The organism is Rathayibacter sp. SW19, assembly GCF_030866825.1.
GTDB lineage: Bacteria > Actinomycetota > Actinomycetes > Actinomycetales > Microbacteriaceae > Rathayibacter_A > Rathayibacter_A soli.
The window spans coordinates 2,184,040-2,210,606 of the sequence record NZ_CP133020.1; the positions used below are offsets into that span (position 1 = coordinate 2,184,040).

Below are 26,567 nucleotides of genomic sequence, written 5' to 3' on the forward strand. Positions count from 1 at the left end.
TTCGCCGCTCATGAAGCGACCGCAGGGATTCGATCACTCCGGCGGGCCGGCATCCGGTCCGTTCGCGACGCCGACCCCGCCGTCGCGCACGGCCGCGGGGAAGGCCACCGAAGAGATCGTCGGGCCGGTGGGCGCGAACGCGACTGAACCGACGACCGGTGAGCCCACCGAGCGAATCACGAAGTCGGTCGCCGCACCAATCGCTGAACCGATCACTGAACCGCTCACGGTGCTCGAGTCGCCCATCGCTCAGGTGCGCTCCGAACCCGCCGCCTCCGGGTCAGCCGCCGACGGGCCAGCACCCTCCCGGCGAGCTCAGGTCGAACCGGAGCGCCCCGGGGTGAGCTCTCCGCGGAGCCTGCGCCAGGCGCGTCGTGACCGCAAGCGCTACGAGCGGGAGGAGGTCAAACGGTTCACGCGGCGCGCCCGTCGGCGCAGGATGGTGTGGCTGATTTCGTTGGGCAGCGTGGTTGTGGTTCTCGGTGGGGCCGTGCTCGCGGCGTATTCTCCCTTGATGGCTCTGCACACCATCGACGTCGTCGGCACCGCGCGGCTGAAGCCCGCTGTCGTCGCCCGCGCGCTCGATGGTCAACTCGGTAAACCGCTGCCTTTGATCGACTTCGCCGCGGTGAAGAAGGAATTGGGCGCTTTCGCCTTGATCCGCAGTTACAGCACGGAGACGCATCCGCCTGGCACGCTGGTCGTACGGATCGTCGAGCGAGCGCCGGTCGGATTGTTGAAGACCGGCGCAGGTTTTCAACTCGTCGACCCCGCTGGTGTGGTCATCACCACGACGGCACAGCGGCCGGCCGGCTACCCCGTGATCCAGGTTGCCGGCGCCGCCGGAAAGGTATCAGCAACACCCGGCTTCGCGGCAGCGACAGGCGTGTTGAGTGCGCTGCCGCCGAGCGTGTTGTCTCAGGTGGATTCGGTCAGTGCACAGACGGCGAACGATGTCGCGCTCACTCTGATCGGAGGTAAGACCGTGCTGTGGGGCGGCCCTGATCAGTCAGATTTCAAGGCAGCCGATCTGGCGGCGCTACTCAAGGACGCACCTGCTGCGTCGCTCTACGACGTCTCCGCGCCGCAGAGCCCAGTCACCAAATAGCTCGCGAGTAGTTTATTTTTCCAACACGCGGGCGGCGCTGCAGGCAGTAGGCACACCGCAACCTAACGTCAGTTAGAGGAATTGCATACTGAGCATGACTTTAATCCTCGACTTGAGGTTGAAGGTTCCCAGCGGAGGCCGGACGTGACTACAAACCAGAACTACCTTGCCGTGATCAAAGTCGTCGGCATCGGCGGCGGCGGCGTGAACGCCGTGAACAGAATGATCGAGCTCGGCCTGCGCGGGGTCGAATTCATCGCCATCAACACGGATGCTCAAGCGCTACTCATGAGCGACGCCGACGTCAAGCTCGACGTCGGCCGTGAGATCACTCGCGGACTCGGTGCCGGAGCGGACCCCGAGGTCGGCCGGCGTGCCGCAGAGGATCACGCTGAGGAAATCGAGGAGGCTCTCGCCGGAGCAGACATGGTCTTCGTAACGGCGGGGGAGGGCGGCGGAACCGGAACAGGAGGCGCCCCCGTCATCGCCCGCATCGCCAAGTCGATCGGTGCTCTGACGATCGGTGTGGTCACCAAGCCGTTCGGATTCGAAGGCAAGCGGCGCGCCGAGCAGGCGGAAGCCGGCGTCGCACGTTTGAAGGAAGAGGTCGACACGCTCATCGTGGTGCCGAACGACCGGCTGCTGGAAATCAGCGACCGGGGCATCAGCATGCTCGAGGCGTTCTCAACGGCCGACCAGGTGCTGCTGGCCGGCGTGCAGGGCATCACGGACCTCATCACGACTCCTGGCCTGATCAACCTCGACTTTGCAGACGTCAAATCGGTCATGCAGGGTGCAGGATCCGCGCTGATGGGCATCGGTTCGTCTCGCGGCGCCGACCGGGCGATCAAAGCCGCAGAACTCGCTGTCGCGTCCCCGCTGCTGGAAGCCAGCATCGAAGGCGCACACGGGGTGCTGTTGTCGATTCAGGGCGGCTCGACGCTCGGGATCTTCGAGATCAACGACGCTGCGCGGCTGGTACAAGAGGCGGTGCACCCGGAGGCCAACATCATCTTCGGCGCCGTCATCGACGACACGCTCGGTGACGAGGTTCGGGTCACCGTCATCGCGGCGGGTTTCGACAGTGGTGAGCCGAGCTCGACGGCACATGACGCGCACCGTGTGCCGGCTTACGCGGGTGCAGCAACTTCTGCGGCGTCGGTGCGGAGCGGAAGCGAGCTCGTGGACACCCAGGCGCTCGAAGCGAGCGATTTGCCCGATGGTCCGTCGTGGACGGATGCAGACTCCCAACTCGTGCAGGCGGCAGCCGTCGACCCCGCGTTCGACGACGAGAACGATGACCTGGACATCCCCGACTTCCTCAAGTGACGGAACACGGTGAGGTGAGCGAGAGTTCCAGCGCTGAGGCACTGTCGGACCGCCTCGACGCCGTTCGCAGCCGGATCGCTGACGCCGCACGCGCCGCTGACCGTGATCCGGGAGAAATGACAATGATCGTCGTCACGAAATTCCATCCGGCATCGCTCGTACGAGAACTTGCTGCTCTCGGGGTAACGGACGTCGGGGAAAACCGCCATCAAGAGGCGCAACAGAAAGCGCGCGACTGTGCTGACCTCGCACTCACCTGGCATTTCATCGGCCAACTGCAAAGCAAGAAGGCTAAGCAGGCCCGGCAATACGCCCACGTGATCCACTCGGTGGACCGTCCCGCTCTTGTAACCGCGCTGGAAACCAACGGGCCAGCGATCGACTGCTTCATCCAATTCAACCTCACCGCAGATCCGGGGCGCGGCGGCGTGGACTCCGAAGGTCTCGAACCTCTCGTCGAACAGGTTCTGGTCACGCCGGGATTGAACCTGATCGGCGTGATGGCCGTAGCACCGCTTTCAGAAGAACCGCGCGCGGCATTCGCGCGATTGCGTCTCGTTTCAGATCGGGTGCGCTCGCTCGCACCAGGTGCACGGTCGATCTCCGCCGGCATGTCGCAAGACTTTGCAGCAGCGATCGCGGAGGGCGCGACACACCTACGCATTGGCACCGCAATCACCGGAAATCGCCCGGAGCGCCCTTAATCTCGAAACAGGACAGTATCTCGAACCAGATCAGTATCTCGAACCAGATCAGACATGCATGACGCACGGATCGTTCGCACGACACAAGCAGCACGGAGGATACGATGAGCAACCCGCTCAAGAAGACGATGGTCTACCTCGGCTTGGCCGACGAGGAGCTCGAGTACGAGGAGCAGCCGGCCCGCCCTGCCCAGCCGCAGCATCCGGCGCCGCTCGCCCCGGTCGCCAGTGTGCCGACCGCGACACCCGGTCGCGCACCTGTCACGCCCCTGCGCAAGAACACACCAGCACGGAATGCGATGGTTCAGGAAATGAATGAAATCCTCACGGTTCACCCGCGCCAATATCGTGACGCCCAGGTGATTGCGGAGTCCTTCCGCGAAGGGATCCCGGTCATCATCAACCTGTCCCAGATGAGCGAGGCCGATGCTCGGCGACTCATCGATTTCGCGAGCGGGCTGTCGCAGGGTCTTTACGGCAAGATCGAGCGTGTCACCAGCAAGGTCTTCCTGCTTTCGCCATCGCACGTCGTGGTGTCTGGCGATCATTCCTCCGGCCGCGACGCTGACGCTGAAGCGTCGTTCTTTGCGGGGGCGTGAATCGCCCGTTCCCTGCGGCGCGAGCGGGCGAGTTTCGTCCGTCATACTTGAGGGGTGCCTGTCGTTTCGATCATCGCGAATCTGCTCTATTACGCGTTCTTGATCTTTTTCTTAGCCCTGTGGGCACGTTTCGTCATCGACCTTGTTCGCACGTTCAGCAGATCGTGGCGTCCCCGCGGTGCTGGACTGGTGCTGACCGAAGTGATGTACTCGGTCACGGATCCGCCGATCAAGTTCTTTCGAAAACTGGTTCCCCCGATGTCGATGGGGCCGGTTGCGATCGATTTCGGCTGGAGTCTGACGATGCTGGCCTGCGTCGTCTGCATGTATGTCACGCTGCTGCTTCGGCAACTGGGCTGACGGCGATGTAGTGTTGATGGCGCGAAAGCAAGTGGAGCGTGTGCGTGGCATCGTTCAACTTTGCTAGCGTTAGCGGAACGTTACTTTCTGTTCGTACAAACAAGTTCTAAGGGTGGCAAGCCATGGCGCTAACTCCGGAAGATGTGGTCAACAAGCGGTTTCAGCCGACGAAGTTCCGTGAGGGCTATGACCAGGATGAGGTCGATGACTTCCTCGACGAGGTGGTCGTCGAGCTTCGCAGGCTCAATCAGGAAAACGACGAACTGAAGCAGAGGCTGTCGGCAGCAGACTCCCGCCCGGTCGCTCCCGCCGTTGAGCAGCCGGCACCTGCGCCTGTCGCGGCAGCGGTCGCACCAGCTGCGCCTGTTGTCGCAGCGCCGGTCGTCGCGGCACCCGTCGTTGCGGCGGTCGTCGACGAGACAGCCGGCACCAACAATCTGTTGCAGCTGGCACGTAGACTTCATGAAGAGCACGTTCGCGAAGGCATCGAGAAGCGCGATGCGCTGATCGCAGAGGGTCATGCAACCGCGGCGCGTGTCGTGGCCGAGGCTGAGTCCAAGCAGCGCGCGCAGATTTCTGCTCTCGATCAGGAACGCGCGGGCCTTGAGCACCGTATCGACGAACTCCGCACGTTCGAGCGCGACTACCGCGCCAAGCTGAAGAGTTACATCGAGGGGCAGTTGCGCGACTTGGATGCCTCCGGCGTGTCAGGCAGCCCGGCACCCGTAGCTGCGGCATCCGGTCAGTTCCCCGCCGTGAGCGTGCCACAGGGCCTCGGCGAGCCGACAGGGGCGACCCAACCACCGACGCTGCAGAGCTTTGGCGGTTAGGCCGCGTCCGAAGGTCAGCGTTCGGGCGATCATCGTCCTGACCGTTGTCGCTCTGGTCGTGCTGGTCATCGATCAGGTCGCGAAGTTTCTGGTGGTCGCACACCTGACCGAGGGCGTGCGCGTCGAAGTGCTCGGCCAGTTGCTGCAGTTCTATTTCGTCAAAAACTCCGGGGCTGCATTCTCGATCGGCGCAGGGTCGACGTGGATCTTCACGATCATCGCGTGTGCGGTGCTGGTGTTCGTGATCTGGTTCGCCCGTCGGATCCGGTCGATCGGCTGGGCGATCTTGTTCGGCCTGCTTCTTGGCGGGCTGCTCGGCAACCTCACAGACAGACTGACCCGCGCCCCCGGCTTCGGTCGCGGTGAAGTCGTCGACTTCTTGCAAATTCCGCTGTTGCCCGCGATTTTCAACCTTGCGGACGTCGCAATCGTCTCGAGTATGGTGCTGTTCCTGATCCTGACGATGCGTGGTGTGTCCCTCGACGGCACACGCCACGGGCAGGTCGCCGGCACGGAAACAGAAGATGCGACAGAGCCAGGGGCAAGCGCGGATGCCGAAGCCGAGCCCCGGGACGCAAGCGGCGACAGCACCAGCCAGCGCTTCGGCGCCGCCTAGGTCGCGGTGATGGAATCACGTCGGCTTCCCCTACCCGACGGGCTCGATGGCGCACGCGTCGACGCCGGACTCGCAAAACTCCTCGGATTCTCGCGTACCTTCGCCGCCGAAGTCGCAGAGGCCGGCGGAGTGAGCATCGACGGCATTGTCGTCGGAAAGTCGGATCGTCTGCGTGCCGGCGGCATCATCGAGGTCGTCTGGGAGCCGCGCCACGAAGCGAGAATCGTTCCACTCGCTGTGCCTGAGCTGTCCATCGTTCACGACGATGATGACATCGTCGTTGTGAACAAGCCGGCCGGAGTTGCGGCGCATCCGTCGGTGGGATGGAGCGGACCAACCGTGCCGGGGGCGCTTGCGGCCGCCGGTTTCCGAATCTCGACCTCCGGCGCAGCAGAGCGAGCCGGCATTGTTCACCGATTGGACGCGGGCACGAGCGGCCTGATGGTCGTCGCTAAAAGTGAGCGTGCGTACACGTCACTCAAACGAGCGTTCCACGATCGCGAGGTCGAGAAGATCTATCACGCGATCGCTCAAGGGCATCCTGATCCGTCTGCGGGTACGATCGATGCGCCGATCGGTCGGCACCCCACATCCGACTGGAAGTTCGCGGTCGTCTCCGGCGGCAAGCCGTCTGTGACGCACTACGAGACGCTGGAAGCGTTTCGGGCGGCAAGTCTGCTGGAGATCCATCTGGAGACGGGGCGCACCCATCAGATTCGGGTGCACCTGGCCGCTGGGCGGCATCCGCTGGTCGGAGACACGATGTACGGCGCCGACCCGACATTGACGGCGAAGCTCGGGTTGACCCGGCAATGGTTGCATGCGACGCGGCTCGCCTTCCACCACCCGGGATCAGGGCAGTGGGTTCAATTCAGCGCCGACTATCCGGGCGACCTGGCGCACGCCCTCGATGTCCTGAGCGAGAATTAGGCTGAAAGCCAAACCACAGCGGCAGCCGCCGTCGCGTGGCAGTTCACCCCCCAGTCAACGGAAGCAGTTGCAGTGCCCACCACCGACGATTCGTTCGTTCATCTCCATGTGCACAGCGAGTATTCCATGCTCGACGGTGCAGCCCGCATCAAGCCGCTGGTGGATGCTGCTCGCGAACTCGGGATGCCCGCGGTCGCCGTCACCGACCACGGCAACATGTTCGGTGCTTTCGATTTCTGGAAGACGGCAACCGAGGCCGGGATCAAGCCGATCATCGGCACAGAGGCCTATCTGACGCCCGGTACACACCGCACAGATCGCACCAGGGTGCGCTGGGGCAACGGCGGTGGAGACGACGTCTCCGGCTCAGGCGCGTACACCCACATGACACTGCTCGCCGAAACGACTGAGGGCATGCACAACCTGTTCAGGCTGTCGTCGAAGGCATCGGTGGAGGGCTACTATTTCAAGCCCCGGATGGACCGCGAACTCCTCGAGTCGTATGGCAAGGGGCTGATTGCAACAACCGGCTGCCCGAGCGGCGAGGTGCAGACGCGGCTGCGGCTTGGTCAGTACGACGAGGCGGTGGCGGCTGCGGCCGACTTCCGAGACATCTTCGGTGCAGACAACTTCTTCTGCGAGATCATGGACCACGGTCTTGGCATCGAGCGACGGATCATGACAGACCTGCTGCGGCTCGCGAAAGACCTCGGCCTCCCGCTGGTTGGCACGAATGACCTGCACTACACCCACGCGAAAGACGCGACGAGTCATGCCGCGTTGCTCTGTGTGCAGTCGGGGTCGACACTGGACGACCCGAACCGGTTCAAGTTCGATGCAGACGAGTTCTACCTCAAGAGCGCGCAGGAGATGCGGCAGTTGTTCCGCGATCATCCTGATGCCTGTGACAACACTCTGCTGATCGCAGAACGGTGCAACGTGCATTTCGACACCGCGGCGAACTACATGCCGCGCTTTCCCGTGCCGGAGGGAGAGACCGAGCAGAGCTGGTTCGTCAAGGAGGTCGAGGACGGTCTGCGCGAGCGATACCCGGACGGAATCTCTGCCGAGGTGCGCGCTCGCGCCGACTACGAACTCGGCGTCATCTCACAGATGGGCTTCCCAGGATATTTTCTGGTCGTCGCCGACTTCATCAACTGGTCGAAGCGCAACGGCATCCGGGTGGGTCCAGGGCGCGGGTCTGGTGCAGGTTCGATGGCTGCATACGCCATGCGCATCACCGACCTTGACCCGCTGCAGCACGGCCTGATCTTCGAACGCTTCCTCAATCCGGATCGCGTGTCGATGCCCGACTTCGATGTCGACTTCGACGACCGCAGGCGTACAGAGGTGATTCGCTACGTCACCGAGAAGTATGGTGAGGAACGCGTCGCCCAGATCGTCACGTACGGCACCATCAAAGCCAAGCAGGCGCTGAAAGACGCCGGCAGGGTTCTCGGTTTCCCATTCAGCATGGGAGAGAAACTCACAAAAGCGATGCCGCCGCCTGTGATGGGCAAAGACATCCCGCTGACCGGGATCTTCGACAAGACCCACCCGCGCTACAAGGAAGCTGTCGATCTGCGCACCGTGGTCGAGACCGACCCAGAGGCCAGAACCGTTTTCGACACGGCACTCGGCATCGAAAACCTGAAGCGGCAATGGGGGGTGCATGCCGCCGGTGTGATCATGTCCAGCGACCCGCTGATCGACATCGTCCCCGTGATGAAGCGGGAGCAGGACGGTCAGATCGTCACCCAGTTCGACTATCCTGCGTGCGAGACGCTCGGCCTGATCAAGATGGACTTCCTGGGGCTTAGAAATCTTACGATCATCAACGACGCGTTGGACAACATCGAGTCCAACCGCGGTCACGGGCTCGAGCTCGAGGCGCTCGCGCTCGACGATCCTGAAGCATACGAACTCTTGTCGCGCGGAGACACCCTGGGGGTGTTCCAATTGGACGGCGGGCCGATGCGGTCATTGCTGCGCCTGATGAAGCCAGACAACTTCGAGGACATCTCAGCACTGATTGCGCTGTACCGGCCCGGCCCGATGGGTGCGAATTCGCACAATAACTACGCCCTGCGCAAGAACGGCCTGCAAGAGATCACACCGATCCATCCAGAGCTGGAGGAGCCTCTCGCAGAGATCCTGTCGACCAGCTATGGCCTCATCATCTATCAGGAGCAGGTGATGGCGATCGCGCAGAAGGTGGCGGGGTTCTCGCTCGGCCAGGCCGATATTCTTCGGCGGGCGATGGGCAAGAAAAAGAAGTCAGAACTCGACAAGCAATATGCGGGATTCGAAGCCGGCATGAAGTCGAATGGCTATTCGGACGCCGCAATCGAGACGCTCTGGAATATCCTGTTGCCGTTCTCCGACTATGCCTTCAACAAGGCGCACTCCGCGGCGTACGGAGTGGTCTCGTATTGGACCGCGTACCTCAAGGCGCACTATCCCGCCGAGTACATGGCGGCCCTTTTGACGAGTGTCGGTGACTCCAAGGACAAAATGGCGGTCTATCTCAACGAATGCAGGCGCATGGGCATTCGAGTGCTGCCACCCGATGTGAACGAGTCAATCGGCTACTTCGCGGCGGTCGGCGAGGACATTCGCTTCGGGATGGGCGCCGTGCGCAATGTCGGCTTCGCCGTCGTGGATGCGATTCGAGCGGCCCGCGAGAGCAAGGGCCGGTTTGAGACGTTCCACGACTTTCTGCGTAAGGTGCCGATCTCCGTTGCGAACAAGCGCACCGTCGAGTCTCTCGTGAAAGCGGGCGCTTTCGATTCGCTCGGGGCGACTCGGCGCGGCATGGTTGAAATTCATGAGTCGGCCGTCGAGTCCGCTGTGAAGATCAAGCGAGACGAAGAGCACGGCAATGTCGGGTTCGACTTCGACAGCCTGTTCGATGACCCGCAGTCGAGCGAACGCGTGCCGGACAGGCCGGAATGGGCCAAGAAGGACAAGCTGGCGTTCGAGCGTGAAATGCTGGGGCTCTATGTCTCGGATCACCCGCTGGCCGGCCTGGAAACCGCGCTGGCGAAGTACGCGAGCACGACGATCGCCGAGCTGATGGCATCCGACCAGACGCAAGACGGTGACACTGTGACGATCGCGGGATTGATCACGAACGTGCAGCACCGCGTCGCGAAGAAGTCGGGCAACCAGTACGGCATGATTCAGGTTGAAGACTTCGGCGGCGAAATCACCGTCATGTTCATGGGTAAGGCTTATCTGGAATTCTCAACGGCGCTGATCAGCGACAGCATCGTCGTCGTGCGCGGCCGAGTCAGCCTCCGCGATGACGGGATGAACCTGCATGCATTCAATCTGACGACCCCGGAATTCGGTCAGGCCGTCGATTCGGGGCCGATCACGATTCAACTGGCGGACAGCCGTGCGACGACAGGCACCATGACGAGTCTGAGTGAGATCCTCGCGCGGCATCGAGGGGACAGCGAGGTGCGGTTGAAGCTGATCAAGGGCCCGACGGCTCGGGTGTTCGAGGTGCCGCGGCCGGTGAAGGTCTCTGCTGACCTGTACGGCGAGTTGAAGAGCCTGCTCGGGCCGCACTGCCTGGGCTGAACGAGCTCAGGCCGGGCTACCCGGGCGCAGGAACCCACGCTCGTGGTACAGCAGCGCCTCGTCTTCGTCGCCGAGGCCGCCGTCGACGATTTCGGCGACGACGACCGCGTTGTTGTGAACCGGAATCCGTTCGATGATGTGGCCGAGCATCCAGCCGGTCACGTCGCGGATGAGTGGAATGCCTTGCGGGCCCGGTGCCCAATGATCGCCGACGAAACGGATGCTATTGTCTCCGGCCATGAGTTCGGCGACGGCGCGATTGCGCACCCCGAGCATGTGGATGATGACGAAGTCCGTTGCCTCGATGGCGGGCCAGGCGCTGGCCGTCCTGGCCATATTGAAGCTGGCGAGTGGCGGAACCGCGGACAGCGACGCGAGCGAGGTTGCCGTGAAGCCGACCGGTACGCCATCCGGACGCAGTGCCGTCACGATCGCGACACCGGCTGCGTGACGTCGGAACGCCTGTTTGAACGCGGACAAGTTGTCAGAGCCGGTCTGCAGGGGAGTCGAGGAAGTATCCATACGCATGCATCAATCGCGAGTGATCTCGATGTATTCCCAACCGCTAGGCTGGGCTGGCCATGATCCAAACGATCGACCTTCGAGATTCCCAGCCTAGCCGCGCTGAATACCTGCAGCTTGTTCCTCGCTCTGCACTCGATGTTTCGCACGTGGCAGAGACCGCTGCTGCTCTGATCGACGCGGTGCGCACACGCGGAGCCAGCGCGCTGGCGGAGCAGGCTGAACGCTTTGACGGGGTGCGGCCGGCGAGCGTGCGGGTCGACGCCGATGACATCGCTCGGGCGGTGGCGGAATTGCCGGATGCCGTGCGCTTCGCTCTCGAGGAATCCATCGCACGGGTTCGGGTAGCGACCACAGCGCAGCTGCCGCAGCCGGTGGCAACGCAGATCGCCCCGGGCGCACGAATCGAGCAACGCTGGCAGCCGGTCGAGCGCGCGGGGCTGTACGTGCCCGGCGGCAAAGCACCGCTGGCCTCCAGCGTCGTGATGAATGCCGTGCCTGCGCAGGTGGCCGGGGTGCGTTCGATCGCGTTGGCGAGTCCGCCGCAGCGGGCGTATTCAGGGCACGTGCACCCGACGATTCTTGGCGCAGCCGGGCTTCTTGGCATCGATGAGGTGTACGCCATGGGCGGTGCAGGGGCGATCGGCGCTCTCGCATGGGGTGTCCCCGAGCTCGACCTGCAGCCCGTGCACATGATCACCGGGCCAGGCAACATTTATGTGGCTGCTGCCAAACGTCTTGTACGCGGAACAGTGGGCATCGACTCAGAGGCTGGACCGACCGAGATTCTGGTCATCGCAGATGCGACGGCAGACGCTCGCTTGATCGCATTCGACCTCATCAGCCAGGCCGAGCACGATGAGGCCGCCGCAGCCGTGCTGGTCACGGATTCCGCGGAATTCGCCGATCGAGTGCGCGCAGAGCTTGAGGTTCGTGCGCCGCGTACCCGCCACAGCGAACGCGTGCGGACGGCACTCAGCGGCCAGCAATCGGCCATCGCACTCGTCGACGACCTGCAAATGGCGGCCGCGTTCAGCAATGCGTATGGCCCGGAACACCTTGAGATCCAGACTGCGGACCCCGACCGTGTGCTCGCGATGATCGAGAACGCCGGCGCGATCTTCGTCGGGTCGGCTGCACCAGTGAGCCTCGGCGACTATCTCGCAGGTTCCAACCATGTCCTGCCGACTGGTGGCCAGTCACGGTTCTCCTCAGGCCTCGGCGCGTACTCGTTTCTGCGGCCGCAGCAGGTCGTGCGTTACGACACCGCGGCGCTGTCCGCCGTCGCTGACAAGATCCTCGCCTTGTCCGACGCGGAAGATCTGCCCGCGCACGGCGAAGCGGTCACCGCCCGATTCCAGAGCGAGTGATCACTCGCCCCGAACGCAATCCGACAGGCACGTCGGCTAGTCTTTTGGCATGTTCTGCCCGTTCTGCCGCCACCCCGACTCGCGTGTGATCGATTCCCGTACCAGCGACGACGGGCTGTCGATCCGTCGTCGTCGCCAGTGCCCGGAGTGCGGAGGACGCTTCAGCACGATCGAGACGGCGAGTCTGACGGTCATCAAGCGCAGCGGAGTCGCTGAGCCGTTCAGTCGCGAAAAGATCGTCAGTGGCGTGCGCAAGGCTTGTCAGGGGCGTCCCGTGACCGACACCGACCTCGCCTTGCTGGCGCAGCGCGCCGAGGAGACGATCAGGGCGACAGGCGTGTCGCAGATCGAGGCCAATGAAATCGGACTCGCCATCTTGCCGCCGTTGCGCGAACTGGATGAAGTCGCGTATCTGCGGTTCGCGAGTGTCTATCAGGCGTTCGCTTCGCTGAGCGATTTTGAAGAGGCGATCGCGCGATTGCGATCTGAGCACGCGGACACGAGCGCGTGAGCCGGTGCCCATAGAATCGCACGCCGACCGCTAGGGTTGCAGCGGCATGTATCGCATTCTCTTCTCACTGGTTCTGCGTCGTATCGACCCGGAGCGCGCGCATCATCTTGCATTTCTCGTGATCCGCTTTCTGCCGATTTTCGGCATCGGACGTGTCGTCCGGCGCTTCACGCGCCCGCACATCGACCTGGCAGTGGACACGTTGGGATTGCATTTCGATTCGCCGTTCGGCGTCGCGGCCGGGTTCGACAAGGATGCCGAAGCGGTCATCGGACTCGGTCAGTTGGGCTTCGGCCACGTCGAAGTCGGAACTCTGACTGCGATCGCGCAGCCCGGTAACCCGAAGCCGCGCCTGTTCCGGCTGATTCCGGATCATGCGGTGATCAATCGGATGGGATTCAACAACGGGGGAGTGGCCGCGGCCACGGCGCGGCTGTGCAGCGTGCGCGCGCATGCCCGGCGACCTGTGCTCGGCATCAACATCGGAAAGAGCCGCGTCGTTTCACTCGAGGATGCGGTCGCCGACTACTGCGAGAGTGCGCGCGTCTTGGCGCCGCTCGCCGACTACCTCGCCGTCAACGTCAGCTCCCCGAACACGCCCGGGTTGCGCGGACTCCAGGAAATCGACCTGCTCGCTCCGCTGCTGACCGCGGTCAAAGCGGTGGCAGCGGCCACACCCGTGCTGGTGAAGATCTCTCCAGACTTGTCCGATGAGGCGGTCGTTCGCATCACCGAGCTCGTGGTCGAACTCGGCCTGAACGGCATCATCGCGACGAACACCACCACGACACGCAGCGGGTTGCGCACGCCCGCCGAAATCGTCGGTGCGGCTGGAACCGGGGGATTGTCCGGCGCCCCGTTGCGCACACGATCGCTCGAAGTGCTGCGACTCGTGCGCTCGCACGTGCCCGCTGAGCTGTGCATCATCTCCGTCGGCGGTGTCGAAACGGCTGCAGACGTTGCGGAGAGACTGAACGCGGGCGCCACCCTTGTGCAGGGCTACACCGCGTTCCTCTACAGGGGACCGCTCTGGGCCGCTCAGATCAACCGCGGGCTCGCACGCCGCAGCCGCCCGTAGCCGACGGGTGGGCCCCTACGACCGCTCAGGCGTTCCCTGGTGAAAGCGCAGCCGCCAGTGGGATCCCTGGCGCACCCACAGCGAACTGCGCAGTCGCGCGCCCGCGTTCGTCTCCGACCGGTACGTCAGTAGGATGACCCCGTCTGCGATCGCATCCGTCGTCACGTCCTCGACGGTTGCGCTGGTCCGCGGATCGGACTCGAGTATTTGCAGCACAGTGTCGCGGTCGTAATGTCGACCGGAAGCACCGATCTCCTCGAACTGCGGATGCAGCAGCCGGGCCACCTCCGCAGCGTCGGCCCGCACCAGCGGATCGAGCAGGCGGCGCTCCAACCGTTCGACCGTCGCGGCATCGCTCAGTGCGGCGGCGGCGACATCAATGCCGAACAGGGTATCCGTGTCGTCAAGAGCTCGAGCCGCTTTGCGGCTCCAGCCTGGGCCGGAATCGAGCGCTGAGCCGTTCTGGTATGCCAGCGCTGCCGCTCGTGCACGCTCGTCAGCAGCCTCGTTGAGGGTGTGTCCTGCGTGCCCCTTGACCCATTCGAAGCGAAAGCGACGGCCGGCAATCGCCGCATCGAGCTCCTTGATCAACTCGAGGTTGAGCACGGCGGAGCCGTCAGCCTTGCGCCAGCCTTTGCGTTTCCAGCCGGGCATCCACTTCGTCACGGTGTTGATCACGTACTGGCTGTCGCAGAGCACGTGCAGTTCCTGATCGGCATCGTCAGCGGTGGCCGTGAACAGGTCGAGCACGGCCATGAGTTCGCCTTGGTTATTGGTGCCGTGCGGCCAGCCGCCTGCAGCCCAATGATCCTCGTCGACGTACCACGCCCAACCGGCGGGGCCAGGGTTTCCGAGAGCGGAACCGTCTGCCGCCGCAGTGATCGTCATCAGCGCGGATAGTGCCCGCGCTTGACCTGCGGCTTCGGCAGGCGGATCACACGCAATTGCAGTGCGCGCATCGCGGCATACCAGCGCACTCCACGCTCAACCTTGCTTTCCCCGAATTTGGCGGCAAGTTTTCGCCGAACGGTGAAGCCGAGAAAGAAGCAGTCGACGACGGCGATGAGGAAGAACGTCCACAATGCGATGATCCCGTACACCTGCATCTCGCGCTGAGGCAGGAAGGTCAGCACGATCACCAGCAGCATCACCGGAATCATGATCTCGCCGACGCTGAAACGCGCGTCCACGTAGTCCCTGACAAAACGCCGTTGGGGCCCTTTGTCGCGGGCGGTGAGATAACGGTCGTCACCTGCGGCCATGCCGAGGCGCGCCTTTTCTCGCGACTCTGCGTTTTTCGACCGCGCCTGTCGCGCTGCTTCTTTGCGGTCCTCTGGCACGAGGGGACGCTTGTTGGCAGCCTCGCGTTCCTTGCGGCTCGGCGTCGGATGCCCCTTGCCGGCCTGTTCGAGGCGCGCTGCGGTCTCCTCCGCCGTCTCAGGCGGGTGCGTCTGTGCAGCAGATTCGGAAGCGGTTGGTCGTTTTGCCACGGTGAATCCTCAATCGTTGTCGTCTTAAGATTACCTGCATGATGCACAGCGAAGAGAACGTCAACCAATCGACAACGGATGAGGCGGTCACGAGGGCGGTGGGTGAGGGTCTGCCCAGTGCGATCGCCGACTTGGGAGCACTCGTGCGCATCCCATCGGTCTCCTGGGCAGCGTTCGATCCTGCACACGTTGCAGCCAGTGCGGATGCCGTCGCGTCGCTGTTGCGTAACCTTGGCGTCTTCGACACGGTGACGATCAGCCGAGCACCGATCGGCACGGGCAGCGCGGGCGAAGTGGGCGAGGTGGGCGAAACACTGGGTCAGCCGGCCGTGCTCGCGGCCCGTGCCGCCAAGGCAGGCCACCCCACCGTGCTGCTGTACGCTCACCACGACGTGCAGCCGCCGGGGCAGGACGCCGACTGGGAAACGGCACCTTTCGAGCCGACCGTGCGCGGTGACCGCCTCTACGGCAGGGGCGCTGCCGACGACAAGGCAGGAGTGATGACGCACATCGCGGCAATTCGCGCACTGGCCGACGCGAGCAATGGTGACATCGAGCTTGGCTTGTCCGTCTTCATCGAAGGGGAGGAGGAGTACGGCTCGCGGTCCTTTGCGAACTTCCTCCACCAGCACCAGGACACCCTCGCTGCCGACGTGATCATCGTGGCCGATTCGGACAATTGGGATGTCAAGACGCCCGCATTGACGGTCTCGCTGCGGGGCAACGTGACGTTCCACCTGACCGTGCGCACGCTGGCGCACGCGTCCCACTCCGGAATGTTCGGCGGCGCCGTGCCGGATGCGATGCTGGCGATGATCCGTCTGCTTGCCACGTTGCATTCCGACGACGGCTCTGTGGCCGTCGCCGGTCTGCACGCCGTTGACGCTCAAACTCCTGACTACGACGAAACTCAGCTGCGCGAGGAGGCAGCGTTGCTCGACGGCGTCACTCCGATCGGCACGGGCGGCATTCTGAGTCGGCTGTGGACCAAACCGGCGATCACGGTCACCGGAATCGATGCGCCGAGCATCGCCAACGCATCCAATACGCTGTCGCCGGCGGTGACCGTTCAAATCAGCGCGCGGATCGCGCCGGGCCAGACAGCCGGAGATGCGTTCGCCGCTATCGAGCAGCATCTGCGCGAGCACGCGCCTTTCGGCGCAACGCTTGAGTTCGACGACGTCGACACGGGTGAACCCTTCCTGGTCGACACCAGCGGCTGGGCAGTGGACGAGGTCAAGCGGGCAATGTCCGACGGATGGGGCGTAGACCCGGTCGAGACCGGCATCGGCGGGTCGATCCCATTCATCGCCGACCTGGTAGGAGTGTTCCCGGAGGCCCAGATTTTAGTCACCGGCGTCGAGGATCCGGACACCCGCGCGCACAGTCCCAATGAATCGCTGCACCTCGGCGTGTTCAAGCGGGCGATCATGACAGAGGCGCTGTTCTTGGCACGGCTGAACGAAGCTCGGCCGGATTCTCATCGATAACGAGTATGATTTCGTTCAATTCGCACGATAAGGAGCGCCATGAGTGACACGACACTGATCGAGACGACGCCGATCGAGACGACACCGGTCCGGGCCAAGGAGCACGGCGTCTCGCTGACCGATACAGCGGCGGACAAGGTGCGAAGCCTGCTGGCGCAGGAGGGTCGTGACGATCTTCGACTTCGGGTTGCGGTGCAGCCCGGCGGCTGCTCGGGGCTGATCTATCAGCTTTATTTCGACGAGCGGGTACTCGACGGCGACGCAACCGTCGAGTTCGACGGCGTCGAGGTGGTCGTCGACAAGATGAGCGTGCCGTATTTGGATGGCGCGACTATCGACTTCGAGGACACCATTGCGAAGCAGGGTTTCACCATCGACAATCCCAATGCAGAGGGAAGCTGTGCATGTGGTGACAGCTTCAATTAGTGGGTGCGCAACGCGCTGAATGAGCGCGGCATTTGCCCAGCGTTCTCGAAACGGGTCATCCGATCTGGATGGCCCGTTTCGTCGCGTTCGGCGACGGAAAACCCTTGATGGGTAGCCGAAACCGCGTGCGGCACGCCCCTCAAGGCGTGTGAAGCGGTACGAGAACGCAGTAGGCTAGGCACTGGTCATACGCAGTTCCCTGTGAATTGCTCTGAGTCTCTCGAAAGGTCACCGGTGCGCCAGAAACGTCGACTCCGATGGGCTGCAATTCCGATCGCAGCGACACTCGCATTCCTCCTGGCTGGCTGTACCACAGACCAGTTGCACGGATTCATGCCCGGGTTCATTGCGGGGGAACCGCCCGTCACCAACCACACGGAACGCATCGCGGGGCTCTGGGTCACGTCGTGGATCGTGCTGTTGATCATCGGTCTGATCGTCTGGGGTCTGATCATCTGGACGGTGATCGTCTATCGTCGGCGCAAGGGGCAGACCGGCCTTCCGGCTCAACTGCGTTACAACATGCCGATCGAGATCTTTTACACGATCGTTCCGCTGATCTTGATCATCGGGTTCTTCTCGTTCACAGCGCGCGATCAGGACGCAATCGAAAAGCCCTACGCACACCCCGACCTGAAGGTTGAGGTTTTCGCGAAGCAGTGGGCATGGGACTTCCAGTACACCTCGGATAACGCGTATGACCCGGGCATCCAGGCGCAGGCAGATCCGGCATCCGGAGTCAAGGGCGCCGTTGACGAAGCCGAGATTCCCACGCTGTACCTCCCGGTCGGCAAATCGGTCGCCATCACCCTCAGCTCACGTGACGTGATCCACTCATTCTGGGTTCCCGCGTTCCTGTATAAGAAAGACGTCGTGCCCGGGCACACGAACTACATGTATCTCACACCGGAGCGCAACGGAACCTATGTCGGCAAATGTGCGGAGCTGTGTGGTGAATACCATTCCGCCATGCTCTTCAACGTGAAGATCGTCTCCGAAGCCGACTATCAGGCCCACATTGCGGAGCTGAAGGCGAAGGGGTACGTCGGGCAGCTGGGCTCCGAATACGATCGCAATAACAACCTGCCCGGTACGAACGCGCCGAAGAACAACGAGTAAGGGCACGCGACATGAGTACGACAACAGCACCGGCACCAGCTCCCGCCCCCGTCAAACAGCCGCCCACGCCTGTTTTCGGCGCCTCGAAGGTGCACCGTAAGGGCAACATTCTGGTCAATTGGATGACGTCGACGGATCATAAGACAATCGGGTACATGTATCTGGTCACGTCGTTCGTGTATTTCTGCATCGGCGGCGTGATGGCGTTGATCATGCGGGCGCAGTTGTTCGAGCCGGGTCTTGAGGTGGTGCAGACGCGGGAGCAGTACAACCAGTTGTTCACGATGCACGGCACGATCATGTTGTTGATGTTCGCGACACCGTTGTTCGCCGGCTTCGTGAATGTGATCATGCCGTTGCAGATCGGGGCGCCGGATGTGGCGTTTCCGCGGTTGAATGCGTTCGCGTATTGGTTGTACAACTTCGGCAGCCTGATTGCGGTTGCGGGGTTTTTGACGCCGCAGGGTGCTGCGTCGTTTGGTTGGTTCGCGTATCAACCGTTGGCCTCGACGACGTTCTCGCCGGGGTTGGGCGGGAATATGTGGTTCCTCGGGTTGGGTATCAGCGGGTTCGGCACGATTCTGGGTGCGGTGAACTTCATCACCACGATCGTGACCCTGCGCGCGCCCGGGATGACCATGTTCCGCATGCCGATCATGACCTGGAACGCGCTGGTGACATCAATTCTGGTGTTGATGGCCTTCCCAGTACTGGCCGCCGCAATCTTTGCAGCTGCCGCCGATCGGGTGTTCGGGGCGCATATCTTCGATGCGGCCAATGGCGGAGCTCTGCTCTGGCAACATCTGTTCTGGTTCTTCGGCCATCCGGAGGTCTACATCATCGCCCTGCCGTTCTTCGGCATCGTGTCAGAGGTGTTCCCTGTCTTCAGTCGAAAACCGGTGTTCGGGTATAAAACCCTGGTCTATGCCACGATCTCCATCGCCGCGCTGTCTGTCACGGTCTGGGCGCACCACATGTATGTCACCGGCGGGGTGTTGTTGCCGTTCTTCTCGCTGATGACGATGTTGATCGCGGTGCCGACCGGGGTGAAGATCTTCAACTGGGTCGGCACCATGTTCCGGGGATCTCTGACCTTCGAGACCCCGATGCTCTGGGCGATCGGGTTCCTGGTGACATTCACGTTCGGTGGTCTGACCGGGGTGATCCTGGCCTCCCCGCCGCTGGACTTCCACGTTTCGGACACGTACTTCGTGGTGGCGCACTTCCACTACGTCGTGTTCGGCACGGTCGTGTTCGCGATGTTCAGCGGGTTCTACTTCTGGTGGCCGAAGTGGACCGGCAAGATGCTGAACGAGCGGCTCGGCAAGTGGCACTTCTGGTTGCTGTTCATCGGCTTCCACACGACGTTCCTGATCCAGCACTGGCTGGGCGTAATCGGAATGCCGCGCCGCTACTACACCTACCTGCCGACCGATGGGTTCACCTGGCTGAACCAGGTCTCCACGATCGGTGCCGCAACGCTCGCAGTATCGATGATCCCGTTCTTCTTGAACGTGTACATTACGGCGCGCTATGCGCCGAAGGTGACGGTGAACGACCCATGGGGTTATGGCCGTTCGTTGGAGTGGGCGACCAGTTGCCCGCCGCCTCGGCATAACTTCACGTCGATTCCGCGCATCCGCAGCGAGTCGCCCGCGTTCGATCTCAACCATCCCGAGGCCGGGTTGCCGTTATTGGTCGGCGTCGGGGCGGGGCGGGAAGACGACTTCGCGACGGGAAAGGTGAAGTAGATGAAGGCCAGTTCGGTCATCTTCTGGATCATTGCCGCGTTCTTCTGGACCGTGGCAGCGATCTACACGGTGTGGGCTCTGATCTATTACCATGGCAGGGTCGAGTGGGTCGGTACGATCGCACTCGGTCTCACCGGTATTCTCGGCGCATTCATCGGTTTCTATCTCGGCCGCTCATACGCCTCGCAGGGTGGGCCATTGCCAGAAGACCGGGTGGACGGCAACATCGACGACGGTGATCCGGAGCTCGGGCATTTCAGCCCCTGGAGCTGGTGGCCGATGCTGTTGGCCGGCTCGGTCGGGATCATGGCGCTCGGGCTTGCCGTCGGGTTCTGGCTGTGTTACATCGCGGTGCCACTCGCCCTGATCTGCCTGGTCGGCTGGGTGTTCGAGTACTACCGCGGATACTTCGCCCGCTAATGCAGGCCGGCTGATTCTAGCCGGTCGGCTCAAGCCGCTGATTCGACGCAGGAAGCGGCCGGGTGAAGCGTAGAACGTCGACTGAGACGGTCACACTCTGAGGCGGCATCCACCCGGATGCCGCCTCGTTCTCGTGCACGCTTTCGTCGCACAAGGTCGGGTGATACGCCGACGGCCCCATCTCGCGAAGCAGCTCGGCTTGGCCGGCTGCCAGGGGGAGTGAGTACTCGACCGTGACACGACTGTCGGCGCTGAACTGAGCTGCGAGTTGTTGCTCGAGGTGTTCCGCCTTGTCTGCCGGCACAGACAGCATCCGCGCGCCCTCGCGTAGCTCCCGGAGATGCCGGTCGCGCGGCACGATGATGATCAGCGACCCGCCGGGCCGGAGAATCCGATTGAATTCGCCGGGGTTACGCGGAGCAAACACATTGAGCACGACGTCGGCGATGGAATCGCGAATCGGAAGAGGCTCCCAGGTATCCGCGACGAGGCCGCTGACGCGATCGCTGGAGCGCATCGCCAGCCTGACGCCCGCAGCGGAACGATCCAGGGCGAGGCCGCTGGCCGCTGTCCGCGATTCAAGCGCGCGAGCAAGGTAGTAGCCGGTTCCGCAGCCCGCGTCGACGATACGTGAAGTGTCGCGCGGGAGTGCGTCCAGTAGTGCGTCGACGACGGGAGCATACGCGCCGCTGTCGAGCAGTGCGGCGCGGTCGGCGAGCATCTGGGCGGTATCGCCCGCCGTCGCGCTTCGCGTGCTCACGAGCGTTACGTAGCCGCGCTTGTTGACGTCGAAGCGGTGCCCTGCCGTACATCCGAGCGTCAGTTCGGCGGTGGGTGTCAGCGGAGCGGAACAGTTCGGGCACCGAAGCCATTGCGCAAGGTGCGTCAATGACATCGGTGCCCGAACTGAACTGTCGAGATGAATGACGTCAGTGCTGACCGTGGCCGCCTTCGATTTCGCCGCGTGTCGGCGGTTCGATGCGATCTTCGAAGAACCACCGGGAGAGCGCAGCCCGTGTGCGTTGGGCAGCCGTGATCTTGCCGCGACTGTTGGGCCGGATCATCAATGGATGATAAGTCTCGTAGCTCACCAGACGCCAGCGCTCGTAATCGCTGAGTTGCTCGTGGACTTCGATGAACTCCCCGCCGGGCAACTTGACGATGCGCCCAGACTCGTAACCGTGCAGGGCGATCGAGCGGTCCTTCCTCTGCAGAGCGATGCAGATACGCTTCGCGATGAAGAAGGCGACGAACGGGCCGAGGATCGCGATCGCTTGCAGCGAATGGATCACGCCCTCCATTGTCAGCTTGAAATGCACCGCAATGATGTCGGAACTGGCAGCAGCCCAGAGCGCGGCGTAGAACGTCACGCCGGCAGCGCCGATTCCGGTGCGCGTCGCGTTGTTGCGCGGGCGATCGGTGATGTGATGTTCACGCTTGTCGCCGGTTATCCACCCCTCGAGGAACGGGTAGAACATGACGGCCACGATGAAGGCACCGAGTACGACGAGTGGAACGATGATGTTGAACGACCAGGTGCGGTCGAGCCACACAAACTCCCAGCCCGGCGGTATCAGACGGAGGGCGCCATCGGCGAACCCGATGTACCAGTCGGGCTGTGTTCCGGCGGAGATCGGCGAGGGGTCATATGGTCCGTACATCCAGACCGGGTTAATCGTGAACAGCGACGCCATCAATGCGATCACGCCGAACACGATGAAGAAGAACCCGCCCGCCTTCGCGGCGTAGACCGGAAGGATCGGGTAGCCCACGACGTTCTCCGGCGTGCGGCCTGGGCCTGCGTACTGCGTGTGTTTATGCACGAAGACATAGAGCAGGTGTATCCCGAGCACGGCAAGCAAGATCGCAGGCAGAAGGAGGATGTGAAGGGTGTACAGGCGTCCCACGATCGCGGTGCCGGGGAACTCTCCGCCGAACAGCAGGAAGGATATCCACGTGCCGACGACAGGGATGCCCTTGACCATTCCGTCGATGATGCGAAGGCCGTTGCCGGAAAGCAGATCATCGGGCAGCGAGTATCCGGTGAAGCCTTCTGCCATTGCCAGAATGAAGAGTATGAATCCTACGACCCAGTTGATCTCGCGCGGTTTGCGGAAGGCACCGGTGAAGAAGATCCGGAGCATGTGCAGACCGATGGATGCAACGAAAAGCAACGCCGCCCAGTGGTGGATCTGGCGCATCAGCAGACCGCCGCGCACATCGAAGGAGATGTTCAGAGTCGAGTTGAGTGCCGAGGACATCTCAACGCCCTTCAATGGCACCCAGGCGCCGTTGTAGACCGTCTCTGCCATTGATGCCTGGAAGAAGAACGTCAGGAAGGTACCGGACAGCAGAATGACGACGAAGCTGTACAACGCCACCTCGCCGAGTAGGAATGACCAGTGGTCCGGAAAGATCTTGCGACCGAGGCCCTTGACGGCGACGGAGATACTCGTGCGCTCTTCAAGATAGCTGATTGCTGAGGCGGTGAAGCTGCTCTTCTTGGCCGCGTCTGGTGCGGTGGTTGTGGTGCTCAATGGCGCTCCCAGAAGCTCGGGCCGACGGGTTCATGGAAGTCGCTGCGCGCGACGAGATAACCCTCGGCGTCAACGGTGATCGGCAGCTGCGGCAGCGGTCGCTTCGCAGGCCCGAAGATCACTTTGGCCTCGTGGGTGATATCAAACTGCGACTGATGGCACGGGCACAGCAGATGGTGAGTCTGCTGCTCATACAGCGCAACAGGGCAACCGACGTGCGTGCAGATCTTCGAGTAGGCGACGATGCCGTTGTAGTTCCAGGTCTTGCGATCCGGAGAGACGTGGAGGTCTTCCGGCTTCAAACGCATGAGCAGCACGGCGGCCTTGGCCTTCTCCTCGAGCATGTCCGATTTTTCGAGCAGGCCTTCCGGGATCACGTGGAAGACCGAGCCGAGTGTGACGTCGGATGCCTTGATCGGCGTGCCAGAGGGATCACGCGTCAAGCGAGTGCCCTTCTTCCACATAGTGTGTTCAAGCAGCGCCGCCGGGTCGTCGACCTGGGGTCCGAGACCGCGGAACAGCACCACTGCCGGCAGCGGGAACGCGATAAGCGCGCCGATCAGCGTGTTGCGGATCATCGTGCGGCGTCCGAAACCTGACTCCTCATTCGCCTCGGCGAAGATTTCAACGGCGCGAGCCTGAGTCTCTGCACTACCTCCCTGGGCGTGGCGCAGGTCGATGCCCTCCTTGTTCGACATCAGGCTCTTCGACCAGTGGATCGCCCCAAGTCCGATGCCGAGAAGTGCCAGAGCCATGCCGAGGCCGACGAACAACGTGCTCAGTCGGATGTCTGCGATGTTTCCGGATTCGATCGGGAACAGCATGTACGCGGCAACCGCCCAGATACTTCCGATGATCGACAGGTAGAAAAGTGTGTACACTGTGCGCGCAGCACGACGTTCCTTCAGCGGATCCTTGTCCGTGATGCGCACGTGGTGCGGCGGGAAGCCCGGGTTCTGCGGCGCATCCTGAAGGACCACCGCCGTACCCGGATCGCCGGCCCAGCGGTCGACGGCCGACGAGGCGGCAGCGGTGAGTTCTGTGCCGCCGTTATCGTCCTGTGCCATTGCTCTCCTTCTCACGCTGTGTCATGACCCGCAATCCGCTCAATTCGACTTCGCCGTGATCCATACGGTCAGCGCGACGATGGCGCCGAGGCCGAAAATCCACAGGAATAGCCCTTCGGATACCGGGCCGATGGCGCCCAGGTCGTTTCCGCCTGGTGAGGGGTTCTTTTGGATGTACTCGAGATAGGTGATGATGTCGCGCTTGTTGTTCGGGGTGATGTTGAGGTCGTTGAAGACCGGCATGTTCTGCGGCCCGGTCACCATCGCCTCGTAAATGTGCGCCGGCGTCACACCGGCCAGCGGCGGAGCATACTTGCCCTCGGTCAACGCGCCCCCTGCTCCCGCAACGTTGTGGCACATCGCACAGTTGATGCGGAACAACTCGCCGCCGTTGGCAGCGTCGCCCTTGCTGGTGTCCAAGTACTTCGAGTCGGGGATGGCAGGGCCGGGAGCCAGGGATGCAACATAGGCGGCCAACGCGTCGATGTCGGTTTGCGTGAACTGCACCGGCTTCTGCTCGGCCTGCGGGCCCTGCATGGCCATCGGCATGCGGCCCGTTCCGACCTGGAAGTCGACCGCAGCGGCACCGACGCCGATCAGGCTCGGCCCGTTCTCTGTACCGACGGCGTTCATCCCGTGGCAGGTTGCGCAATTCGCCATGAACAACTTGCTGCCCTGTTCGACGGAGACCGACGTCGTCGACGAGGATTCGGCGGTCGCCGTCGACGTGTTGATCGCGGCGTATGCGCCGCCGGTGAGGCCGAGGCCGATCGCGATGAGTGCGACGGTCGCGAGCGGATGACGCCGCCCGGACCGGCGAGGTGTGCGGGCCTTGCGGCCGCCTGTGTGCGTGTTCTCGCGCATATGAATCTTGTCTCTGCTCCTGATTCTTATTTAAGAACGTAGATGACCAGGAAGAGCCCGATCCACACGACGTCGACGAAGTGCCAGTAGTAGGAGACAACGATGGCGGTCGTTGCCTCTTTGTGCCCGAACTTTCGCACTGCGAATGCGCGCCCCATCACGAATATCATTGCGATCAGGCCGCCCGTGACGTGCAGAGCGTGGAAGCCCGTTGTGATGTAGAAAGCGGAGCCGTAGGCATTCGAGTCGAGAGAGATGCCTTCGCCGACCAGCGTCGCATACTCCGTCACCTGCCCAGCCACGAAGATCGCACCGAGTGCGTAGCTGATGAAGAACCACTCGACCATGCCCCATTGCGTGATCTTCCAGCCGGTGGCGCGCGGTTGCAGCCGTTCAGCGGCGAACACGCCTGCCTGACAGGTGAAGGAGCTGGCAACCAGAATCAGGGTGTTCGTCAGGGCGTAGGGCACGTTCAGGTGAGCGGTCTCCGCCGCCCACAATCCGGGTGAGGTTGACCGCAGCGTGAAGTAGATTGCGAACAAGCCTGCGAAGAACATCACTTCGCTGCCTAGCCACACGATTGTGCCTACCGCCACGACATTGGGGCGGTTGAGCGCAGGCACGTTGGCCGATGAAGGAATTGAGGTGCTGGTCACGGTTCCCATTATGGCCGAAAACCGGCGGTGGTTTTCCAATTCTGGCGGCCAGTCTTAGTCGATTGTTCTGTCGTGCCGCTCATAACCAGGTGTTTTAGGGGACGTCTCTCGGCTCGCGTACGGCTGGATAGGATCGATTCATGACGGAACAGCAGAGCTGGCCCACGATCCTCAGTTCCCTCCTGGGTGGCGAAGACCTCAGTGTCGCCGACGCTGCCTGGGCGATGGAACAGATCATGTCGGGCGAGGCAACGCCATCACAGCTCTCCGGCTTCTTGGTAGCGCTGCGGGCGAAAGGTGAGACCGTCGATGAGATCGTCGGCTTCCGCGATGCGATCCTTGAGCACGCTCTTGCTCTGCCCGTCGATCCAATGGCACTGGACATTGTTGGCACAGGAGGGGACCGGTTCGGCACCGTCAATGTGTCAACGACCGCCGCGATCGTCGCTGCAGCCGCAGGAGTGCCGGTCGTCAAGCATGGCAACAAGGCGGCCAGTTCATCATCCGGGTCCTCTGACGTGCTTGCCGCCCTCGGCCTGGATCTGACTCTGAGCCCTGAGCGCGTCGTCGAAGTTTTCAACAGTGTCGGCATCACGTTCGCGTACGCGTCGGCGTTTCACCCGGGGTTCCGGCACGCGGGGGCGACCCGGGCGGAGCTCGGCATCCCGACGGTGTTCAATTTTCTCGGCCCGCTGGTCAATCCGGCGCGACCGGAGGCATCCGCAGTCGGTGTCGCGCAGTTGGATCGCGTTCCGCTGATCGTCGGAGTGTTTCAGACCCGCGGTGCAACTGCTCTGGTATTCCGCGGCGACGACGGCCTGGACGAACTGTCGACGACAGGCCACAGTCACGTCTGGGAAGTCTCCAGGGGGCTCGTCACCGAGCACGACATCGACCCCAGAGATCTCGGCCTGAAGCGCGCGAAGATCGCGGAGCTACTGGGGGGCGACGCCGCATACAACGCGTCGGTCATCCGTGCCGTCCTGTCCGGGGAAGAGGGTGCTGTGCGTGACATTGTGCTTTTGAACGCTGCAGCTGGCCTGGTGTCCTTCCAGCTTGCAGGGGACCCGACCGCCACGCAGACCAACATCCTCGACCGGTTCCGCGCCGCGATGACGCAGTCGGCGGCGGCGATCGACTCTGGCGCGGCCACCGCGAAACTTGACGCATGGATCGCCGCGGCACGCTGACAAGGCACGCTG

Annotated in this window: 26 protein-coding genes; 18 read left to right on the forward strand and 8 right to left on the reverse strand. The window is 62.8% G+C overall.

Annotated elements, in window-relative coordinates:
• Window positions 1–10 precede the first annotated feature (10 nt).
• From QU604_RS10020 to dnaE, 9 genes are all read left to right on the forward strand, one after another.
• On the forward strand, window positions 11–1,108 hold the full coding sequence (locus QU604_RS10020; protein ID WP_308468660.1) for a cell division protein FtsQ/DivIB: 1,098 nt from the start codon (window positions 11–13) through the stop codon (window positions 1,106–1,108).
• A 144-nt stretch (window positions 1,109–1,252) separates the two neighbouring features.
• Window positions 1,253–2,437, forward strand: a complete 1,185-nt coding sequence (gene ftsZ / locus QU604_RS10025) for a cell division protein FtsZ (protein ID WP_308468661.1) — start codon at window positions 1,253–1,255, stop codon at window positions 2,435–2,437.
• 14 nt (window positions 2,438–2,451) lie between these two features.
• Entirely contained in the window at window positions 2,452–3,141 is a 690-nt protein-coding gene (locus QU604_RS10030; protein WP_308468662.1) for a YggS family pyridoxal phosphate-dependent enzyme, read from the forward strand.
• 104 nt (window positions 3,142–3,245) lie between these two features.
• Window positions 3,246–3,740 carry a cell division protein SepF gene (locus tag QU604_RS10035; RefSeq protein ID WP_308468663.1) on the forward strand — a complete coding sequence of 165 codons (495 nt, stop codon included), beginning with the start codon at window positions 3,246–3,248 and terminating at the stop codon, window positions 3,738–3,740.
• Between the two features lie 54 nt (window positions 3,741–3,794).
• Window positions 3,795–4,100, forward strand: a complete 306-nt coding sequence (locus QU604_RS10040; RefSeq protein WP_308468664.1) for a YggT family protein — start codon at window positions 3,795–3,797, stop codon at window positions 4,098–4,100.
• Window positions 4,101–4,222: 122 nt separating this feature from the next.
• Entirely contained in the window at window positions 4,223–4,930 is a 708-nt protein-coding gene (locus QU604_RS10045) for a DivIVA domain-containing protein (RefSeq protein ID WP_308468665.1), read from the forward strand.
• A complete protein-coding gene (lspA, locus tag QU604_RS10050; protein WP_308468666.1) occupies window positions 4,920–5,546 on the forward strand; it encodes a signal peptidase II in 627 nt (208 codons plus the stop codon). Before QU604_RS10045 ends, lspA begins: the two co-directional genes overlap by 11 nt.
• A gap of 9 nt (window positions 5,547–5,555) precedes the next feature.
• Window positions 5,556–6,476 carry an RluA family pseudouridine synthase gene (locus QU604_RS10055; RefSeq protein WP_308468667.1) on the forward strand — a complete coding sequence of 307 codons (921 nt, stop codon included), beginning with the start codon at window positions 5,556–5,558 and terminating at the stop codon, window positions 6,474–6,476.
• Between the two features lie 126 nt (window positions 6,477–6,602).
• Window positions 6,603–10,064 (forward strand): DNA polymerase III subunit alpha, encoded by a 3,462-nt coding sequence (gene dnaE / locus QU604_RS10060; RefSeq protein WP_409350030.1) that lies wholly within the window; start codon window positions 6,603–6,605, stop codon window positions 10,062–10,064.
• A gap of 6 nt (window positions 10,065–10,070) precedes the next feature.
• Here dnaE and QU604_RS10065 read toward each other — a convergent pair whose 3' ends face one another.
• Window positions 10,071–10,586 carry a flavin reductase family protein gene (locus QU604_RS10065; RefSeq protein ID WP_308468669.1) on the reverse strand — a complete coding sequence of 172 codons (516 nt, stop codon included), beginning with the start codon at window positions 10,584–10,586 and terminating at the stop codon, window positions 10,071–10,073.
• A gap of 59 nt (window positions 10,587–10,645) precedes the next feature.
• Between QU604_RS10065 and hisD the strand changes: the two genes are divergently transcribed.
• The 3 genes from hisD to QU604_RS10080 are packed head-to-tail and all read left to right on the forward strand — an operon-like array spanning window position 10,646 to window position 13,545.
• Window positions 10,646–11,956 (forward strand): histidinol dehydrogenase, encoded by a 1,311-nt coding sequence (gene hisD / locus QU604_RS10070; protein WP_308468670.1) that lies wholly within the window; start codon window positions 10,646–10,648, stop codon window positions 11,954–11,956.
• 49 nt (window positions 11,957–12,005) lie between these two features.
• A complete protein-coding gene (gene nrdR, locus QU604_RS10075; protein WP_308468671.1) occupies window positions 12,006–12,467 on the forward strand; it encodes a transcriptional regulator NrdR in 462 nt (153 codons plus the stop codon).
• Window positions 12,468–12,513: 46 nt separating this feature from the next.
• Complete coding sequence (locus tag QU604_RS10080; protein WP_308468672.1) at window positions 12,514–13,545, forward strand: quinone-dependent dihydroorotate dehydrogenase; 1,032 nt, start codon at window positions 12,514–12,516, stop codon at window positions 13,543–13,545.
• Window positions 13,546–13,560: 15 nt separating this feature from the next.
• Here QU604_RS10080 and QU604_RS10085 read toward each other — a convergent pair whose 3' ends face one another.
• A complete protein-coding gene (locus QU604_RS10085; protein WP_308468673.1) occupies window positions 13,561–14,433 on the reverse strand; it encodes an RNase H family protein in 873 nt (290 codons plus the stop codon).
• Window positions 14,433–15,035: a DUF3043 domain-containing protein gene (locus QU604_RS10090; RefSeq protein ID WP_308468674.1), complete on the reverse strand. Its 603-nt coding sequence runs from the start codon at window positions 15,033–15,035 to the stop codon at window positions 14,433–14,435. The genes QU604_RS10085 and QU604_RS10090 overlap by 1 nt, the downstream gene beginning before the upstream one ends.
• Window positions 15,036–15,073: 38 nt before the next feature.
• On the opposite strand from QU604_RS10090, the gene QU604_RS10095 reads away from it, so the two are divergent.
• The 5 genes from QU604_RS10095 (at window position 15,074) to QU604_RS10115 (ending at window position 20,241) form a co-directional block, all read left to right on the forward strand.
• A complete protein-coding gene (locus QU604_RS10095; protein ID WP_308468675.1) occupies window positions 15,074–16,525 on the forward strand; it encodes a dipeptidase in 1,452 nt (483 codons plus the stop codon).
• Between the two features lie 39 nt (window positions 16,526–16,564).
• Window positions 16,565–16,951, forward strand: a complete 387-nt coding sequence (erpA, locus tag QU604_RS10100; protein ID WP_308468676.1) for an iron-sulfur cluster insertion protein ErpA — start codon at window positions 16,565–16,567, stop codon at window positions 16,949–16,951.
• Between the two features lie 234 nt (window positions 16,952–17,185).
• On the forward strand, window positions 17,186–18,070 hold the full coding sequence (gene ctaC / locus QU604_RS10105) for an aa3-type cytochrome oxidase subunit II (RefSeq protein WP_308468677.1): 885 nt from the start codon (window positions 17,186–17,188) through the stop codon (window positions 18,068–18,070).
• A 122-nt stretch (window positions 18,071–18,192) separates the two neighbouring features.
• Window positions 18,193–19,821: an aa3-type cytochrome oxidase subunit I gene (gene ctaD / locus QU604_RS10110; RefSeq protein WP_308468894.1), complete on the forward strand. Its 1,629-nt coding sequence runs from the start codon at window positions 18,193–18,195 to the stop codon at window positions 19,819–19,821.
• Window positions 19,822–20,241: a cytochrome c oxidase subunit 4 gene (locus tag QU604_RS10115; RefSeq protein ID WP_308468678.1), complete on the forward strand. Its 420-nt coding sequence runs from the start codon at window positions 19,822–19,824 to the stop codon at window positions 20,239–20,241.
• Between the two features lie 16 nt (window positions 20,242–20,257).
• On the opposite strand, the gene QU604_RS10120 is transcribed toward QU604_RS10115, so the two are convergent.
• From QU604_RS10120 to ctaE, 5 genes are read right to left on the reverse strand one after another with little or no spacing between them, the layout of a single operon-like run.
• Window positions 20,258–21,136 carry a putative RNA methyltransferase gene (locus QU604_RS10120; protein ID WP_409350017.1) on the reverse strand — a complete coding sequence of 293 codons (879 nt, stop codon included), beginning with the start codon at window positions 21,134–21,136 and terminating at the stop codon, window positions 20,258–20,260.
• A 34-nt stretch (window positions 21,137–21,170) separates the two neighbouring features.
• The gene (qcrB, locus tag QU604_RS10125) at window positions 21,171–22,778 is read right to left on the reverse strand and encodes a cytochrome bc1 complex cytochrome b subunit (protein WP_308468680.1); all 1,608 of its coding nucleotides are present in this window, start codon (window positions 22,776–22,778) and stop codon (window positions 21,171–21,173) included.
• Complete coding sequence (gene qcrA / locus QU604_RS10130; protein ID WP_308468681.1) at window positions 22,775–23,845, reverse strand: cytochrome bc1 complex Rieske iron-sulfur subunit; 1,071 nt, start codon at window positions 23,843–23,845, stop codon at window positions 22,775–22,777. The genes qcrB and qcrA overlap by 4 nt, the downstream gene beginning before the upstream one ends.
• 39 nt (window positions 23,846–23,884) lie before the next feature.
• The gene (qcrC, locus tag QU604_RS10135) at window positions 23,885–24,709 is read right to left on the reverse strand and encodes a cytochrome bc1 complex diheme cytochrome c subunit (protein ID WP_308468682.1); all 825 of its coding nucleotides are present in this window, start codon (window positions 24,707–24,709) and stop codon (window positions 23,885–23,887) included.
• Between the two features lie 26 nt (window positions 24,710–24,735).
• Complete coding sequence (ctaE, locus tag QU604_RS10140) at window positions 24,736–25,374, reverse strand: aa3-type cytochrome oxidase subunit III (RefSeq protein ID WP_308468683.1); 639 nt, start codon at window positions 25,372–25,374, stop codon at window positions 24,736–24,738.
• 131 nt (window positions 25,375–25,505) lie between these two features.
• On the opposite strand from ctaE, the gene trpD reads away from it, so the two are divergent.
• Window positions 25,506–26,555, forward strand: a complete 1,050-nt coding sequence (gene trpD / locus QU604_RS10145) for an anthranilate phosphoribosyltransferase (protein ID WP_308468684.1) — start codon at window positions 25,506–25,508, stop codon at window positions 26,553–26,555.
• The last annotated feature ends 12 nt before the right edge of the window (window positions 26,556–26,567 follow it).